The organism is Clostridium sp. 7_2_43FAA (assembly GCF_000158375.2).
Lineage (GTDB): Bacteria > Bacillota > Clostridia > Clostridiales > Clostridiaceae > Clostridium > Clostridium tertium.
Window position 1 is genome coordinate 74,192 of sequence record NZ_JH815221.1, and the last position, 17,796, is coordinate 91,987.

Genomic DNA, 17,796 nt, shown 5'->3' on the forward strand with positions numbered 1-17,796 from the left:
TAGTATATAAGTGATGTTATAATTTATGATATATTACATTAAAAGGCTTCGAATTATGTCGAAGCTTTTTTAATATAAATAAAGATGCATCTAGGAGGAAATGAAAAAGTGTCGAGTTCTTTACAAACTAAAAAATCATTGGCAAAATCTTTGAAAAAATTAATGAGATCAACTCCATTACATAAAATATCAGTTAAAGATGTAGTTAAAGATTGCAATTTAAATAGACAAACGTTCTATTATCATTTTCATGATATATATGAGCTTGTAGAGTGGATATATAAAACAGAAGCTATTGAAAGTATAGCTGAATATAAAAGTTATAATACATGGGTTGATGGTTTTTATAAAATATTTTTATATATAGAAGGCAATAAGGAATTTTGTTATAACACATTGAATTCATTAAGTAGAACTCATCTAGATATGTATCTTTTTTCAGTAATAAATGATTTACTTATGGGAGTTATTAATGAAATATCTAGTGATATGAGCATAAAAATAGAAGACAAAAAATTCATGGCAGATTTCTATACTCATGCATTTGCAGGATTGGTTATACAGTGGATGAAAGATGGAATGAAGGAAGACCCTAAGGTATTAATAGAGAAACTAAAAGAGCTAATAGAGGGAAATTTTGTAATAGCACTAAAGCGATACCAACAAATGATTTAAGAATTTATAAATTATTTTGCAATAATAGTTATAGATGTATTATTTATAACGATCTATTCATAATGGATAGATCGCTTTTTTATATTTTTAAATACTTCAAATTAGTTAATTTCTAAGTATATATTATATAGAATAATCAAAGTATAGAAACAATGAATAAAGTATTACATATTATAGAAAAAACTATTATATAGAGGAAGAGAATGTTTATAAAATTTGATGATATTAATAATAGAAAGCTTATAGACGTTAGGACAAAATCAGAATTTTTAGATATGAATATGACAAAATATAATATTCCAGTAATAAACGAAGAACAGCATCTAAGAATAAAAAGATTCTATCCATTAGCTATTTTCATTATAGTTAAAAGTATAATAAAAAATAGAGAAGGAATAAAAGAACTATTAATAGAAGTATCTAATAATAAAAGTGAAGAAGTTATAATTGCATGCTCAAGAGGAAGACTAAGAAGCCCTATTACTTATATATATGCAAGGCTTATTGGAATAAAATGTAGGATTTTATGGGGTGGGTTAAAGAAAAGATATTTATTAAAGAAGGGTATTAGATAAAGTTATTTTTATAATTATTTCTAATATCTTTCTAATATCCTTTTATATTATAATGTGTTATAAAAATAACTATTATAGACAAGGTGTATTAAAAGGTTTACAATTTATTTGGGGAATATTATATAAAAAATATAAATATTATTTACTAAAAGTAAAATAAATAGTATTTATATTTCAATATACAAAAATATGTATATTGAAATTAGAAAATAGATTTTTCTTAATTTATATAGAAGAATTTAAAACATAATAAATCATGGGAGATGAATATATGAATACTATAGTTTGTATCAAGCAGGTACCAGGAACATCAAAAGTTGAAGTTGATGAAAAAACAGGAGTCTTAAAAAGAGATGGAATAGATACAAAGATGAATCCATATGATCTTTATGCATTAGAAACTGCCTTTAATATTAAAGAAAAAAAGGGTGGAAGTATAAGTGTAATAAGTATGGGACCACCTCAAGCTATGGAGGTAATAAGAGAAGCTTTTTCAATGGGAGCTGATAATGGGGTATTAATATCAGATAGAAAATTTGCAGGTGCAGATGTTTTAGCAACATCATATACAATATCACAAGGAATAAGAAAAACAGGGGATTTTGATTTGATTATTTGTGGTAAGCAAACAACTGATGGAGATACAGCTCAAGTTGGACCAGAGATAGCTGAGTATTTAGGGATTCCACATGTAGCTAATGTTAGAAAAATATTAGAAATAGAAAATGATTATATAACAGTTGAGATGGACATGCCAAATACAGTAGAAATTGTTGAGGTTAAATATCCTTGTTTATTAACAGTAGAAAAGGATATATTTGAGCCAAGATTGCCTTCATATAGAAAAAAAATAGAATCAAAGGATAGAGAAATTAAAGTAATATCATTAAGTGATTTTGAAGATAAAGATGAAAATAAATATGGATTGAATGGTTCGCCAACTCAAGTTGAAAGAATTTTTCCTCCTGAATCTAATTCATATCATGAAAAATGGAATGGGAATTCAGATGAAATAAGTAAAAATATATTTAATAAGCTAAAAGAATTAAAGTTTATTTAGGAGGAATATATATGTCTAAGTTAGTTGTAAATCAAGATAAAGTAATAAATATAGATGAGATTATTAAAATTTGTCCATTTGGAGCTTTAGAAAATATTAATGGAAAATTAGATATTAATTCTAATTGTAAGATGTGTAAGTTGTGTGTGAAGAAGGGACCGAAAGGTGCTGTAGAATATATAGAAGAAGAAAAAGTATTGATAGACAAGAGTAAGTGGAATGGAATAGCAGTATATGTGGATCATGTTGATGGAGATATACATCCTGTTACATTTGAACTTATAGGAAAGGCTAGGGAGTTAGCAAGTAAAGTAAAACAAGAAGTATATTGCATATTTATAGGTCATAATATATCTGGAAAAGCAAAAGAATTATTGCACTATGGGGTAGATAAGGTATATGTATATGACGATGAAAGTCTAAACAATTTTAGAATAGAACCATATACGGCAATGTTTGAGAGTTTTATAGATGAAGTTAAACCATCTGTTATATTAGTTGGAGCAACTACTGTGGGAAGGTCATTAGCACCAAGAGTAGCAGCAAGATATAGAACTGGTTTGACAGCAGATTGTACAGTTTTAGATATAAAGGAAAATACAGATTTAATACAAATAAGACCAGCTTTTGGTGGAAATATTATGGCTCAAATAATTACACCTAATTCAAGGCCACAATTAGCTACAGTTAGGTATAAGGTTATGTCTGCGCCTATTAGAAGTGAAGAATCTACAGGAAAATTAATAATTTGTGATGTTAATAAAAATAAAATATCTTCAAATATTAATGTAAAAAGTATAGTTGATAAAAAGAAAGAGCATAGCATATCAGAAGCTGATGTTTTAGTTGTAGCTGGAAGAGGAATAAAGTCAGAAAAAGATATGAGTATGATAAGGGAGTTAGCAGATTTGCTTGGGGGAGAAGTTGCTGTTACAAGGCCATTAATTGAATCTGGATGGGAAGATGCTAGTAAGCAAGTTGGATTAAGTGGAAGAACTGTTAGAGCTAAACTAATAATAACATGCGGAGTGTCTGGAGCAGTTCAATTTACTGCAGGTATGAATAACTCTGATTATATATTTGCTATAAATAACGATGAAAAGGCATCAATATTTAAGGTTGCACACTATGGAATAGTAGGAGATATATATGAAATAATTCCTAAATTAATTCAAAAGATTAAGGGAGATGGAGGGGAAGAGCATGCAATATAATAAAGTATTAGAAAAAAATATAGAGGAAATAAAAGGCTTAATAAATGATAATGATAGAATTTTTTATGGAGAAAATATAAATGAAGATTATAGTCATGATGAATTAGGATTTGTTAGAAAGTTTCCAGAGATAGTAGTTAAGGTTTCTACTACTGAAGAAGTGTCAAATATCATGAAGTATGCTTATGAAAATAATATACCAGTTACAGCAAGAGGATCTGGAACTGGGTTAGTTGGAGCGTGTGTACCTCTTAATGGCGGAATAATAATAGATTTAAGCGGAATGAATAACATATTAGAGTTAGATGAGGAAAATTTAACTTTAACAGTAGAGCCAGGAGTTTTACTAATGGAAATAGGAAAGTTTGTTCAAGAGCATGATTTATTTTATCCACCAGATCCAGGGGAAAAGACAGCCACAATAGGTGGAAATATAAGTACTAATGCAGGCGGGATGAGAGCAGTAAAGTATGGAGTAACGAGAGATTACGTTAGGGGATTAGAAGTTGTAACTCCAAAAGGAGATATTCTAAATCTAGGAGGAAAGGTTGTTAAAAATAGCTCCGGATATAGTATTAAAGATTTAATAATTGGATCAGAGGGAACATTAGGAATAATAACTAAAGCAACATTAAAGTTATTACCACTACCTAAGAAGTCCATAAGCTTGCTAGTACCATTTAAAGAATTGGAAAATGCAATTGAAACTGTACCTAAAATAATTAAATCAAAATCAGTACCAACAGCTATTGAATTTATGCAAGGAGAAGTAATACTTGCAGCGGAAGAATATCTAGGCAAGAAATTCCCAGATCATAGTTCAGATGCTTATTTATTATTAACTTTTGATGGTAACTCAAAAGAGGAAATAGAGAAGAATTATGAAAAGGTTGCAGATATATGTTTAAATGAAGGAGCTATAGATGTATTTATATCAGATACAGAAGAAAGACAAGAGGCTATTTGGTCTGCAAGAGGAGCCTTTTTAGAAGCTATAAAGTCATCTACAACTGAAATGGATGAAGTAGATGTAGTAGTTCCAAGAAATAAGGTTGCTGGTTTTGTAAAATTTACTCATAAGCTTCAAAAAGAGCATGAAATAAGAATAAAGAGTTTTGGACATGCGGGAGATGGAAACTTACACATTTATATATTAAGAGATGATTTAAGTGAAGATGAATGGCAATCAAAACTTAACAATGTAATGAAGAGAATGTATGATAAAGCTAAAGAATTATCAGGGCAAGTATCTGGAGAGCATGGTATAGGATATGCGAAAAAGAAATATTTGAGTGACTCTTTAAGTGAGGAAAATATAGAAATTATGAGAGGAATAAAATTAGTATTTGATCCTAAGAATATATTAAATCCAGGAAAAGTATGCTATTAAAATCAAATTGTCTAGTAACACTATTGTTACTAGACAATTTGATTTTAATTAGAAAATAATCCTAATTAATTTGCTATTTTATAATTATAAGGCTTTAGCCTTAGGGGGATCAACTTAAATAACATTAGTTGCTCTATATATTTTTTCTAGTTCAATACTATATCTATTATAATCATTTAAAACTTTTTTATAGTATGTTTTTCTGTAATTTTTACTTAATATAATTTTTAGAAAATTTATCATTAGATTTCCTCCTTAAAAAGCTCATACTACTTAAATTTAATTAAGTTAATAAGCTGCTATTAAGTTGATGTGAGAATTATATTATATAAATATGAAGAAATTATGGAGATTAAATAAATATTATTAATAAACGAATTTTATAAATATGAAGTAAATTCATAAAATCTTCATTTAAAATGATTAATATTATTATAGGAAAAAATTTTATTGATTTTTAATAAGGAGGATTAAAAATGAATCATAATAATAAAGACAGATATGATTATAAACGTAGTTATTTTAGACATGTGTTTCATATGAGTTTATGTTGTGCCTTGCCAATAGTTATAATATTATTATCACCAATAGTTTATAAATTTTCTCCTAAAGTTAGTGGGGTATTAGGATTAATAGCACCTTTTATATGTCCTTTAATTATGATAATAATGTTACTTATGATGTTCTTAAAAAGAAAAGAAGGAGGATGTTGTGGAAAGGTGGAGAGTAGGGAAAAGAAGAAAATGTAATAGCTTAAAATAAAGATACAGCTGTGATATTTAGTTAAAAGCCAAGCATTATAATAACTATAAATAGCTTAATGGTATTTTATCATTAAGCTATTTATAGTTATTGGATAAAAATATTTATACAACTAATCTATATACTGATGCCGTTAAAAAGCATACCAAAAAGGCTATTGCAGTAGGAATTATAAACGATAGTATTGTCCATTTAATGCTACCAGTTTCTTTCTTTATTGTCCAAAGAGTGGTTGAACAAGGCCAATGAAGTAAACTAAATAGCATAGTATTTAGAGCAGTAAGTAAAGTCCAATTATTATTTATTAAAATTTCTCTTAGAGATTCTATGCTTGAAAAGTCAGTTAATGTTCCTGTAGCTAGGTATGCCATTAATAATACAGGAAGAACTATTTCGTTTGCTGGAAGGCCGACTAAAAAAGCAAGAAGTATAAATCCATCTAGACCAATGGCGTTGCCTAAAGGTTGCAAGAAGTTGGCTATATGGCTTATTATACTTAAATCTCCTATATAGATATTGGCTAATATCCATGTAATTGCACCAGCGGGAGCGGCAACTAGAACAGCTCTGCTTAAAACGAATATTGTTCTATCTATAATTGAAGTGTATAATACTCTGCCTATTTGAGGCTTCCTATATGGTGGTAGCTCAAGTGTAAATGTTGAAGGTATACCTTTTAAAAGAGTCTTAGATAAAATAAATGAAACAAATAAAGTCATAGCTATACCTAATATAACCATAAATGTAATAGATAATGATGGAATTATATTATTTATTGTGTTGTTAGATGTAACAGCAAAGAATACTGTAGCTATTGCAATCAACGTAGGGAAGCGACCATTACAAGGAACAAAGTTGTTAGTTATTATTGCTATAAGTCGTTCTCTTGGGGATTCTATTATTCTACATCCTATTACTCCAGCAGCATTACATCCGAATCCCATACACATAGTTAGGCATTGTTTACCATGCGCACAACATTTTTTAAACATATGATCTAAGTTAAAGGCTATTCTAGGCAAATATCCTGAATCTTCTAGTAAAGTGAAGAGAGGGAAAAATATAGCCATAGGGGGAAGCATTACAGCTATAACCCAAGCTAAAGTTCTATATAAGCCTAAGACTAAAATTCCATGTAACCAATCTGGAGCTCCTAGAAAATTAAATAATTCAGTTAATTTATCTTGAAATGAAAACAGGATGTCAGATAAAAGCTGTGAAGGATAGTTTGCGCCTTCTATAGTTAACCAAAATACGATTCCAAGTAAAAGTAGCATTAATGGGATTCCAAATACCTTTGAAGTTATTATATCGTCTATTTTTTTGTCTCTATTTATTTTTTTTACATCCTCTTTTACAAATTTATCTTTTATTGTCTTTGCTTGCTTATAATTCATTTCTGAAATATACTCTCTTAGGTTATCTTTATTTATATTTAAATTAAGTTCTTCTTGAAGTTTCTTTGCTATCATAGTGTTAAATTTATCATCAAATTCATCGAGTTTTTTAAATATATCATAGTTACTATCTATTAGCCTTAAGGCTATCCATCTTTTATTTATAATATCATAGGGTTCTAATTTTTTTTCTACTTGTTCAACGAGATTCTCAATAACATCACTATATATAGTTTTATTTGGGGTTGGAGTTTTCTTTTTTACAGCTAAATTTTCGATTTCGGTTTTAAGATTATCCATACCTATACCCTTATTTGCAGCGGTAAGCACTACGGGTATTCCTAAGGAATTTTCAAGTCCATCTTTATCAATTTGTATGTTTTTCTTTTTGGCTTCATCTATCAAGTTAACGCAAGTAATAACGTTATTAGTTAGTTCAGAAATTTGGTAAACAAGATTTAGATTTCTTTCTAAGCAAGTTGCATCAGTAACTACAACTACAGCATCATAATTGCCGTAACATATAAAATCCTTTGCGACTTCTTCATCAATAGATGAGGAAAATAGTGAATAGGTTCCAGGTAAGTCCACAAGAATATATTCATTATCGTTGTAGCTAAATTCGCCACGAGTATTTACAACTGTCTTACCAGGCCAGTTTCCAGTATGCTGATGAAGTCCAGTTAAATAATTGAAAACAGTACTTTTACCGGTATTGGGATTGCCTGCCAAAGCAATTACATATTGGTTGTTTTTTTTACCAATATTAAAAATGTCCTTCATAGAATTAATTTTACTAGTTTGAGCTGTTAAACCCATTTGAAAATCACCTCTTTAAATTTATAGTTCGGAAACTTCAATAAGTTCTCCTTCTTCTTTTCTTAAAGCAATCATAGCTCCTCTGATTCTATAGACTGTTAGATTATTTTTAGGGCCTTTTCTAAGCACCTCTATTATTGCACCTTGAGTTAATCCTAATGCTAATAGTCTTTCTTTAAGTGATGATTTGGAATTATTTCTTTTTACAATTACGCTACTTCCAACTTTGATTTCTGATAAGTTTTTCATAAATTACCTCCATAGTTTCGTTTATCTAATTTTTTTAGCTTAGGCTAAATTTATTTATAGTTCAATTTATGAAGTAATAATAAATATTGATACAAAAATATAAAATTTTATAAGAATTTTATATTAGGTAGTTAAATATAATATAAAGATAGGTATGGTATGGAGGGGGATATATGAAGGAGCGTGAAGAATTTTATACTTTCAATAACTATTTAAAAAACGATAGTGGATTAATTACAGCTTCAATGGAAGATTACATAGAAATGATATATAGATTATCAAAAAATAAGGGGTTTACTAGGGTTGGAGATTTATCAAAGGCATTAAATGTAAAACCAGCTTCAATAACAAAGATGATAAAAAAGTTAGGTGAATTAAATTTAGCTAACTATGAGAAATATGGTTATGTAAAGTTGACTGAAAATGGAAGTAGTTATGGTGAATATTTGTTAAATAGACATAATACTATAGAAAAGTTTCTAAAGATATTGGGTGTATCAAAGTATTTATTACAAGAAACTGAAAAAATAGAGCATGTTTTAAATAAAGAAACTTTTGAGAGAATAATAAATTTCATAGAAGTGGTAGAAAAATACCCGGATATAAAAGAAAAATTAGATGATAATTTTATAAAAAGTAAAAATTCATAATAAAAAGTTGAATTTATTAATCACATTATTCTTAATTTGTTTAATTACTAAAATTAATGGAATAATAAAGGATGAGGTGATATTTTTATGAAATCCGTTTGGAGTGAAAGTTATAATATTAAGGAAAGAAATCATTTAAAGGAAGATATAGAAGTAGAAGCAGTTGTTATTGGAGCTGGTATAACAGGGCTGCTAACAGCATATATGCTAAAAAAAAGAGGTATAGATGTTGCTGTTATAGATAGAGGAAAAATATTAAACGGAAATACTAAAAACACGACAGCTAAAATAACAATACAACATAATATAATATATGATAAGCTTATAAAAGAATTTGGTGAAGAAAATGCAAAAAAATATGCAAAAGCAAATGAATTAGCTATGAAATCATATAAAGAAATAATTGATAGTAATAATATAGAGTGTGATTTTGAAGTAGAAGATGCGTATGTATATAGTTTAGATAATCCTAAAAAGATAGAAAATGAATATGAAGCAGCAATAAAGATTGGAATAGATGCTGAATTAGTAGATGAAATTGAATTACCGTTTAAAATAGCAAAGGCTTTAAAATTCAAAAATCAAGCGCAATTCAATCCTATAAAATTTTTGAATTATATAGCTAAAGATTTAGTTATTTATGAGGATACCAAAGCTATAGACATAAAAGAAGATACTGTTATAACTAATCATGCAAATATAAAAGCTAAAAGTATTGTTGTAGCAACTCATTTTCCAATAATAAATACTCCAGGGTATTATTTTATGAGAATGCACCAAGAAAGAGAGCATTTAATTGCACTTAAAGATGCTCAGATTCTTCATGGAATGTATTTAGATGAAAAAGATGGTGGCTATACATTTAGACGATATAAGGATTTGTTAATTTTGGGGGGAATCTCTAAGAGAACTGGAGATAATGAATTAGGTGGATCTTATGATAAACTTAGAGACCTAGCCAAAAAACTATATCCTGAATCTGTAGAAAAATATAGTTGGTCAGCTCAAGATTGTATGACTTCTGATGGAATTCCTTATATAGGCATTTATTCTAAGGAAATGCCAAATGTTTATGTAGCCACTGGATTTAATAAATGGGGAATGACATCATCTATGGTTTCATCAATAATTATTAGTGATATGATAGTTGGTGTTGAGCATGATTTTAACGATATATTTTCTCCGAGTAGATTTGATATGACTGCATCTATAAAAAATCTGGCGAAAGATGGAGTAGAAACAGCATATAACTTTATTGCGCAGAAAATACATATACCAATGCAAACAATAGAACATGTAAACAATGGCGAAGGTGAAATTGTTATTTATAATGGAGAAAAGGTTGGAGTTTATAAGAATAAAGAGGGAAAAGTTTATACTGTTTCAACTAAGTGCCCGCATTTAGGATGTGAGCTAAAGTGGAATGCAGATGATTTATCTTGGGATTGCCCTTGTCATGGATCAAGATTTGATTTTAAGGGGAACTTATTAGATTCACCTTCTATAAAGGATTTAAGGTATGAAGAATAAAAATTCATATAGTAATAAGAAAAGCTTTTTTGAAGGGTGGTATTTTAAACAACAATTTGGAGATGATAGTATAGCTTTTATTCCAGGTATAAATATTGATAAAAATGGATTAAGATATGCATTTATTCAAGTGATAACTAATAAGGAATCCTATAATATAAAGTACGATTTTAAAGACTTTTCAATAAGTTATGATAAGCTAACTATTAAGATAAGAGATAATATATTTTCTAAAAAGGGATTGATATTAAATATAGTTAGCAGTGATATAAAAATAAAAGGTAAGTTAAGTTATGATAATATTATTACAATTAAAAGCGATATAATGGGGCCATTTGCTTTATTTCCCTTTATGGAATGTAGTCATGGAATAATAAGTTTACATCATATAGTTAATGGGAAATTGAATATAAATAATGAAGAGATAATAATAAAAGACGGTATAGGGTATATTGAGAAGGACTCAGGAAAGTCATTTCCTAAATCATATTTATGGATTCAATGTAATAGTTTTAAAAATACAAAGGCAAACATTATGGTTTCTATTGCAGATATTCCATTCTTAGGGTTTGAATTTAAAGGGTGTATTGCATCTATTTTATATAAAGAAAAGGAATATAGACTAGCAACTTATAATGGTGTTAAAATAATTAATTACAATGAAAATGGATTGATTATAAAAAGAGGAAAATATAAGTTGGAAATAGAAATAAATGAAAATTATCCTCAAAAACTATTAGCACCAGATGGCGGAAAAATGATAAGAACAATTTATGAAAATATATCATGTAAAGCAAGATTTAAATTCTATAAGAAAGATAAATTAATTTTTAACTTAGAAAGTGAAAAAGCAAGCTTCGAGTATGTTAAGTAAAGAAGGGACTTAGTAAATACTAAGTCCCTAATAAATTACATTGATTTATGGAATGTTCTGTTTATAACATCTAATTGTTGTTCTCTTGTTAACTTAATGAAGTTTACAGCATATCCTGAAACTCTTATAGTTAATTGAGGATATAACTCTGGATGCTCCATAGCATCTAATAGAGTTTCTCTATCAAATACATTTACGTTTAAGTGGTGAGCATTTTGACCAAAATATCCATCCATTAGTGAGCTTAAGTTCTTAATTCTATCTTCAGAATTTTTTCCTAAAGCATCTGGAATTATTGAGAAGGTATTTGATATACCATCTTGTGAATGCTCATATGGTAGTTTAGCAACTGAGTTTAATGATGCTAATGAACCACTGTTATCTCTTCCATGCATTGGATTAGCTCCTGGAGCAAATGGTTCTCCAGCTTTTCTTCCATCAGGAGTAGTACCAGTCTTCTTACCATAAACAACATTTGAAGTTATTGTTAATACTGATTGAGTATGGTAAGCATTTCTGTAAGTCTTGTTTTTTCTTATTTTGTTCATCATATTTTCAACAAGATATACAGCTATATCATCAACTCTATCATCATCATTTCCGTATTTAGGGAAATCACCTTCGATTTCAAAATCAACAGCAATTCCTTCTTCATTTCTTATTGGTTTAACTTTAGCATATTTAATAGCTGAAAGTGAATCAGCACAAACAGATAATCCAGCGATACCACAAGCCATTGTTCTAAATACGTCTCTGTCATGTAAAGCCATTTGTAATTTTTCATAAGAATACTTATCATGCATGTAGTGAATAACATTTAAAGTGTTAACATATAGGTTAGCTAACCAGTCTGTCATTATTTCAAATTTATCCATTACTTCTTCATAATTTAAATATTCACTAGTTATTGGAGCTAGTTTTGGACCAACTTGCATTCCATACTTTTCATCTCTTCCACCATTTATAGCGTAAAGTAAAGTTTTAGCTAAGTTAACTCTAGCACCGAAGAATTGCATTTGCTTACCAACTCTCATAGCAGATACACAACAAGCAATTGCATAATCATCACCCCAGTAAGGAGCCATTAAATCATCATTTTCATATTGAACAGAACTTGTATCAATAGAAACTTTTGAACAGAAGTCCTTAAATCCTTGAGGTAATCTTGTTGACCAAAGTACAGTTAAGTTAGGTTCTGGTGATGGGCCTAAAGTATATAGTGTATTAAGGATTCTGAAAGAGTTTTTAGTAACTAATGTTCTTCCATCTAGTCCCATACCACCAATTGATTCAGTAACCCAAGTTGGATCTCCAGAGAATAAGTCATTATATTCTGGAGTTCTTAAGAATTTTACAAGTCTTAATTTCATAACGAAATGATCAACTAATTCTTGAGCTTCTTCCTCAGTAATTAATCCTGCTTTTAAATCTCTTTCAATATATATATCTAAGAATGTTGAAGTTCTTCCAAGAGACATAGCAGCACCATTTTGGTCTTTTATTGCACCTAAGAATCCAAAGTATAACCATTGAATAGCTTCTTTAGCGTTTTTAGCTGGTCCAGATATATCAAGACCGTAAGTTTCAGCTAATCCTTTCAATTCTTTTAAAGCAACTATTTGATCAGAAAGTTCTTCTCTTAATCTAATAACATCTTCATCGATACATCTAACTTCTAAGCTCTTCTTTTGAGCAATTTTATCTTCTATTAATCTGTCAACTCCATATAGAGCAACTCTTCTATAGTCACCTATTATTCTTCCTCTACCATAGGCATCAGGAAGACCTGTGATAACACCAGATTTTCTTGCTAATCTCATTTCGTCAGTATAAGCATCGAAAACACCTTGATTATGAGTTTTTCTATATTTAGTAAATATTTCTGAAATTTTTGGACTTACTTCATAGCCATAAGATTTTGCAGCATTTTCAGCCATTCTGATACCGCCGAAAGGCATTACAGCTCTTTTTAATGGAGCATCAGTTTGAACACCGACTATTTTTTCGAAAGCTTTATCTATATATCCAGCGTTATATTCATTAATACCAGAAACAGTTTCAGTATCAACGTCTAAAACTCCACCGTTTTCTCTTTCCTTTTTAAATAATTCACTAACCTCATCCCATAACTTCTTTGTGGCTTCTGTAGCACCAGATAAAAAGCTATCATCCCCATTGTATGGAGTATAGTTTAATTGTATAAAGTTTCTTACATCAACAGATTTAGTCCATTGACCTTCTTTAAAATTGATCCATTCTTGCTTCATATAATGCACCCCTTTTTCTAACATTTATAAATACTGACTTATATTGGAAATAGTTCTCAGTAAATAATATTTATCAAGTAAATTTTAACATTAATGTGCTCTTATTGCAATAAATTAATACTTAAATAATGTAATAATAATATAAAAAATTAATTAATAAAATATATTGAATAATAAGTACTATCGATATATAATATTAAAGAAATAAATATAATCTTGGAGGATCTTATGGCTGGAGATAGAGTGATTTGTAGATGTAGGAACGTAAGTTATTTAGATATAAGAAAAGCAATGAAAGGTGGAGCTAGAACTTTAGATGAAATAATGGATCAAACTGGCGCTGCAACTTGTTGTGGGGGATGTACAAGCCAAGTTCAAGCAATTTTAGATTCTGTATGTGGCTGTAATAATGTGTCTTTAAAAGATGTGGTGAATGCAGTTAATAATGGGGCAGATACAGTTGAAAAAGTTGGAGAGCTAACTAAAGCAGGAAGTACTTGCGGAAGATGTAAGGGGTTAATCGAAAATATTATTGAATTAAAGAGATAAAGTATATTTTGCTATTAATTACACGAAAATAAACCTTAAGGAATAAAACCTTGAGGTTTTTATTTTTATAAAAAGAAAATAATAATATTTATGGGTTAAATGGTAATAAGTATTAATAAAATTGATTGATATGAATGTAAATGGATGAAGGTGATTGAAAATGAATGAAAATGATTGAAGATGGTTGAATTTGATTTTGAAAAGTTGTATTATTTAGTTGGGAGTGATTTTAGTGTTAACTGAAGAAAGACATAAGCTTATATTAGAAGAACTTAGAAATAATTCTGTAGTATATGTAAATGAACTTGTAAAGATGTTAGATACTTCAGAATCTACAATAAGAAGAGATTTGAATTATTTAGATGAAGTAGGAAAGCTTAAAAAAGTTCATGGGGGAGCGACTCTATTAGAAAAAGAATTTCATACTAAAGATGACTTAGTATCAATAAGAGAAACATTAAATATTAATGATAAATCTATTATTGCAAAACATGCAGCAAGTCTTATAAAAAAAGATGATTTTGTATATATAGATTCAGGAACAACAACAAATTTAATGATTGATTTTTTAGAAGAAAAAGAAGCTATATATGTTACTAATGGAATAAATCAAGCAAAAAAGCTAATAAGTAATGGATTTAGAACTTATATACTTGGCGGAGAGATAAAAGACTCAACAGAAGCTATAGTTGGAGTGGAAGCTATAAATAGTTTGAAAAGATATAATTTCACTAAAGGTTTCTTTGGAACAAATGGGATATCTGACTACAGAGGATATACTACTCCTGATATGAAGGAAGCATTAGTTAAGGAAGAAGCACTAAAAAGGACAAGGAACTCATATATTTTAGCAGATAAAACTAAATTTAATGAAATTAGTTGTATAACTTTTGGAGAAATAGACGAAGCAGTGATAATAACAACAATATTAGAGAATACTAGTTATTGTAATAAAGCAGAAATAGTGGAGGTTTTAAAGCTATGATTTATACTATAACTTTTAATCCGGCATTAGATTATATAGTAAGAGTTCAAGACTTTAAATTAGGTCAAGTAAATAGAACGTCTTATGAAGAAGTTTATGCTGGAGGCAAGGGGATAAACGTTTCTATAGTGTTAAAGAACTTAGATGTAGAAAATGTAGCACTTGGATATATAGCAGGTTTTACTGGAGAGGAAATAGAGAATAAAATAAAAGCTTTTGGATGTAATACCGATTTTATAAAGCTTAATAATGGGATGTCTAGAATAAATGTTAAGTTAAAATCTAATGAAGAATCGGAAATAAATGGTCAAGGCCCTAGTATTTCAGATCAAGATCTAGAAGAATTATATAGAAAGCTAGAATTATTAAGAGAAGGCGATATTTTAGTTTTAGCGGGTAGTATTCCAGCAACTCTTCCTAAAAATATATATGAAATAATAATGGAAAGGTTATCTGGTAAAGGGATTAGATTCATTGTTGATGCAACAGGGGAACTTTTATTAAATGTATTAAAATACAAACCATTTTTAATTAAGCCTAATCATCATGAATTAGCAGAATTATTTAATGCCACTATAGAAAATGAAGATGATATAGTGATTTATGCAAAAAAGCTTAGAGAAATGGGAGCACAAAATGTTTTAATTTCAAGAGCTGGTGATGGGGCTATATTTGTAACAGAAAAGGATGAAATAATTAAATCGGATGTACCTAAAGGAACTTTAATTAATTCAGTTGGAGCTGGTGATTCAATGGTAGGAGGCTTTATAGCTGGATATTTAAAAAATAAAAGTTTAGAAGAAGCTTTTAAGATGGGTGTTGCTACTGGAAGTGCAAGTGCATTTTCTGAAGGATTAGCAACAAAAGAAAAAGTTTATGAGTTATTGAATCAAATATTATAATTTGGAGGATTAAAATGAAAATTACAGATTTATTAAACAAAAAATCTATAGCAATAAATCCTAAAGTTACTTCTAAGGAAGGGGCTATTGATAAATTAGTTGATTTAATGAATTTATCAGGAAACTTAAACAATAAAGAGGAATATAAGAAAGCTGTTTTAGCGAGAGAAGAACTTAGTACAACTGGTATAGGTGATGGAATTGCTATACCACATGCTAAAACAAGTGCTGTTAAGGATGCGGGTTTAGCAGCAATGGTAGTTAATGATGGAGTTGATTATGATTCTTTAGATGGTCAACCAGCAAAATTATTTTTTATGATTGCAGCTCCAGATGGAGAAAATAATCTTCATTTAGAGGTTTTAGCAAGGCTATCTACTATGTTAATGGATGAAAATTTTAGAAGTGGATTATTAAATGCAAAGTCAGCAGATCAATTTATAAAATTAATAGATGATTTTGAAAATGAAAAGTTGAATAAAGATAAAGCAGAAAGTAAAGATGGATATAAAATTTTAGCTGTAACAGCATGCCCTACTGGAATAGCTCATACTTACATGGCAGCGGAAAGCTTAGAGGGAAAAGCTAAAGAAATGGGAGTTTCAATAAAAGTAGAGACTGACGGTTCAGGTGGTGCTAAAAATGTATTAACAGCAAAAGAAATAGAAGAAGCAGAATGTATTATAATTGCAGCTGATAAAAAAGTGGAAATGGCAAGATTTGATGGAAAGAAAGTAATTCAAACTAAAGTTGCAAATGGGATACATAAAGCAGAAGAATTGATAAATAGAGCTACTTCAGGAGAGGCACCAGTTTATCACCACAATGGAGCAAAAACTTCAGAAGAAGAATCATCAGGAGAAAAAGATAGTATAGGACACCAAATATACAAACACCTTATGAATGGTGTATCTCATATGTTACCATTCGTTATAGGTGGAGGGATTTTAATAGCTTTAGCATTCTTATTTGATGATTATAGCATTGATCCTGCAAACTTTGGTATGAATACTCCATTTGCTGCCTTCTTAAAAACTGTAGGTGGAACAGCATTCGATTTCATGTTACCTATACTAGCTGGATATATAGCAATGAGCATAGGCGATAGGCCAGCACTAGCAGTAGGATTTGTTGGGGGTATGCTTGCAAATAAAGGTGGTTCAGGTTTCCTAGGGGCTTTAATTGCAGGTTTTGTAGCAGGATATTTAATAGTTGGATTAAAGAAGTTATTTGAAAAATTACCAAATAGCTTAGAAGGATTAAAGCCAGTTTTACTATATCCGTTCTTAGGAATTTTATTAATAGGTGCAATAATAATGTTTGTAATTAATCCACCAGTAGCAGCATTAAATACTGGTATTACAAATGTTCTAAACAATATGGGGGAAAGTAGCAAAATATTACTTGGCGCAGTTCTAGGTGGAATGATGGCATTTGATATGGGAGGTCCTTTAAATAAGGCAGCATATGTATTTGGAACAGCATCATTAGCTAGTGGACAATTTGAATTTATGGCAGCAGTAATGATTGGTGGTATGGTACCTCCACTTGCAATAGCATTATGTACAACTTTCTTTAAAAAGAAATTTACAGCTAAAGAAAGACAATCAGCAGTAACAAACTATATTATGGGATTATCATTTATAACAGAAGGCGCAATACCTTTTGCTGCAGCTGATCCATTAAGAGTAATACCAGCATGTGTAGTTGGTTCTGCAACTGCAGGAGCTTTATCAATGGCATTTGGTTGTGCTTTAAGAGCACCACATGGTGGAATATTTGTTCTTCCAGTTATAACCAATCCACTAGGTTATTTTGGAGCTCTAGTTATTGGATCTTTAGTAGGGATGATAGTATTAGCAATATTAAAGAAAAATAAAAAATAATTATAAAAAATA

Annotated in this window: 17 protein-coding genes; 13 read left to right on the top strand and 4 right to left on the bottom strand. The window is 29.3% G+C overall.

Annotation, left to right across the window (positions count from 1 at the left end):
- The first annotated feature begins 108 nt into the window (after positions 1-108).
- From dhaS to CSBG_RS01095, 5 genes are all read left to right on the top strand, one after another.
- Complete coding sequence (dhaS, locus tag CSBG_RS01075) at positions 109-675, top strand: dihydroxyacetone kinase transcriptional activator DhaS (RefSeq protein WP_008676311.1); 567 nt, start codon at positions 109-111, stop codon at positions 673-675.
- A 203-nt stretch (positions 676-878) separates the two neighbouring features.
- The gene (locus CSBG_RS01080; RefSeq protein ID WP_008676314.1) at positions 879-1,250 is read left to right on the top strand and encodes a hypothetical protein; all 372 of its coding nucleotides are present in this window, start codon (positions 879-881) and stop codon (positions 1,248-1,250) included.
- A gap of 271 nt (positions 1,251-1,521) precedes the next feature.
- A complete protein-coding gene (locus CSBG_RS01085) occupies positions 1,522-2,310 on the top strand; it encodes an electron transfer flavoprotein subunit beta/FixA family protein (RefSeq protein WP_008676316.1) in 789 nt (262 codons plus the stop codon).
- 11 nt (positions 2,311-2,321) lie between these two features.
- The gene (locus tag CSBG_RS01090) at positions 2,322-3,524 is read left to right on the top strand and encodes an electron transfer flavoprotein subunit alpha (RefSeq protein ID WP_008676317.1); all 1,203 of its coding nucleotides are present in this window, start codon (positions 2,322-2,324) and stop codon (positions 3,522-3,524) included.
- Positions 3,514-4,914 carry an FAD-binding oxidoreductase gene (locus CSBG_RS01095; protein ID WP_008676319.1) on the top strand — a complete coding sequence of 467 codons (1,401 nt, stop codon included), beginning with the start codon at positions 3,514-3,516 and terminating at the stop codon, positions 4,912-4,914. The genes CSBG_RS01090 and CSBG_RS01095 overlap by 11 nt, the downstream gene beginning before the upstream one ends.
- Before the next feature lie 114 nt (positions 4,915-5,028).
- Here CSBG_RS01095 and CSBG_RS18890 read toward each other — a convergent pair whose 3' ends face one another.
- Positions 5,029-5,157, bottom strand: a complete 129-nt coding sequence (locus CSBG_RS18890) for a hypothetical protein (RefSeq protein WP_008676321.1) — start codon at positions 5,155-5,157, stop codon at positions 5,029-5,031.
- A gap of 233 nt (positions 5,158-5,390) precedes the next feature.
- Here CSBG_RS18890 and CSBG_RS01100 point away from each other — a divergent pair, with 233 nt between their 5' ends.
- Positions 5,391-5,663 carry a hypothetical protein gene (locus CSBG_RS01100; RefSeq protein ID WP_008676324.1) on the top strand — a complete coding sequence of 91 codons (273 nt, stop codon included), beginning with the start codon at positions 5,391-5,393 and terminating at the stop codon, positions 5,661-5,663.
- A gap of 117 nt (positions 5,664-5,780) precedes the next feature.
- Here the strand turns inward: CSBG_RS01100 and feoB are convergent, their stop codons facing one another.
- Positions 5,781-7,892 (bottom strand): ferrous iron transport protein B, encoded by a 2,112-nt coding sequence (gene feoB, locus CSBG_RS01105; protein ID WP_008676325.1) that lies wholly within the window; start codon positions 7,890-7,892, stop codon positions 5,781-5,783.
- Between the two features lie 21 nt (positions 7,893-7,913).
- A complete protein-coding gene (locus tag CSBG_RS01110; RefSeq protein WP_008676327.1) occupies positions 7,914-8,141 on the bottom strand; it encodes a FeoA family protein in 228 nt (75 codons plus the stop codon).
- 173 nt (positions 8,142-8,314) lie between these two features.
- Here CSBG_RS01110 and CSBG_RS01115 point away from each other — a divergent pair, with 173 nt between their 5' ends.
- From CSBG_RS01115 to CSBG_RS01125, 3 genes are all read left to right on the top strand, one after another.
- Positions 8,315-8,791 carry an iron dependent repressor, metal binding and dimerization domain protein gene (locus tag CSBG_RS01115; protein ID WP_008676329.1) on the top strand — a complete coding sequence of 159 codons (477 nt, stop codon included), beginning with the start codon at positions 8,315-8,317 and terminating at the stop codon, positions 8,789-8,791.
- Between the two features lie 87 nt (positions 8,792-8,878).
- The gene (locus tag CSBG_RS01120; protein ID WP_008676331.1) at positions 8,879-10,321 is read left to right on the top strand and encodes an FAD-dependent oxidoreductase; all 1,443 of its coding nucleotides are present in this window, start codon (positions 8,879-8,881) and stop codon (positions 10,319-10,321) included.
- A complete protein-coding gene (locus CSBG_RS01125) occupies positions 10,311-11,195 on the top strand; it encodes a tocopherol cyclase family protein (RefSeq protein ID WP_008676333.1) in 885 nt (294 codons plus the stop codon). Before CSBG_RS01120 ends, CSBG_RS01125 begins: the two co-directional genes overlap by 11 nt.
- A 35-nt stretch (positions 11,196-11,230) precedes the next feature.
- Here CSBG_RS01125 and pflB read toward each other — a convergent pair whose 3' ends face one another.
- Positions 11,231-13,462, bottom strand: coding sequence for a formate C-acetyltransferase (gene pflB / locus CSBG_RS01130; RefSeq protein ID WP_008676336.1), 2,232 nt, complete (start codon positions 13,460-13,462; stop codon positions 11,231-11,233).
- A 228-nt stretch (positions 13,463-13,690) separates the two neighbouring features.
- Here pflB and CSBG_RS01135 point away from each other — a divergent pair, with 228 nt between their 5' ends.
- The 4 genes from CSBG_RS01135 (at position 13,691) to CSBG_RS01150 (ending at position 17,784) form a co-directional block, all read left to right on the top strand.
- Positions 13,691-14,011 carry a (2Fe-2S)-binding protein gene (locus CSBG_RS01135; protein ID WP_008676339.1) on the top strand — a complete coding sequence of 107 codons (321 nt, stop codon included), beginning with the start codon at positions 13,691-13,693 and terminating at the stop codon, positions 14,009-14,011.
- Positions 14,012-14,243: 232 nt separating this feature from the next.
- Positions 14,244-14,996 (top strand): DeoR/GlpR family DNA-binding transcription regulator, encoded by a 753-nt coding sequence (locus CSBG_RS01140; RefSeq protein ID WP_008676342.1) that lies wholly within the window; start codon positions 14,244-14,246, stop codon positions 14,994-14,996.
- A complete protein-coding gene (gene pfkB / locus CSBG_RS01145; protein ID WP_008676345.1) occupies positions 14,993-15,898 on the top strand; it encodes a 1-phosphofructokinase in 906 nt (301 codons plus the stop codon). The genes CSBG_RS01140 and pfkB overlap by 4 nt, the downstream gene beginning before the upstream one ends.
- Positions 15,899-15,912: 14 nt before the next feature.
- Positions 15,913-17,784 (top strand): fructose-specific PTS transporter subunit EIIC, encoded by a 1,872-nt coding sequence (locus CSBG_RS01150; protein ID WP_008676347.1) that lies wholly within the window; start codon positions 15,913-15,915, stop codon positions 17,782-17,784.
- Positions 17,785-17,796 lie beyond the last annotated feature (12 nt).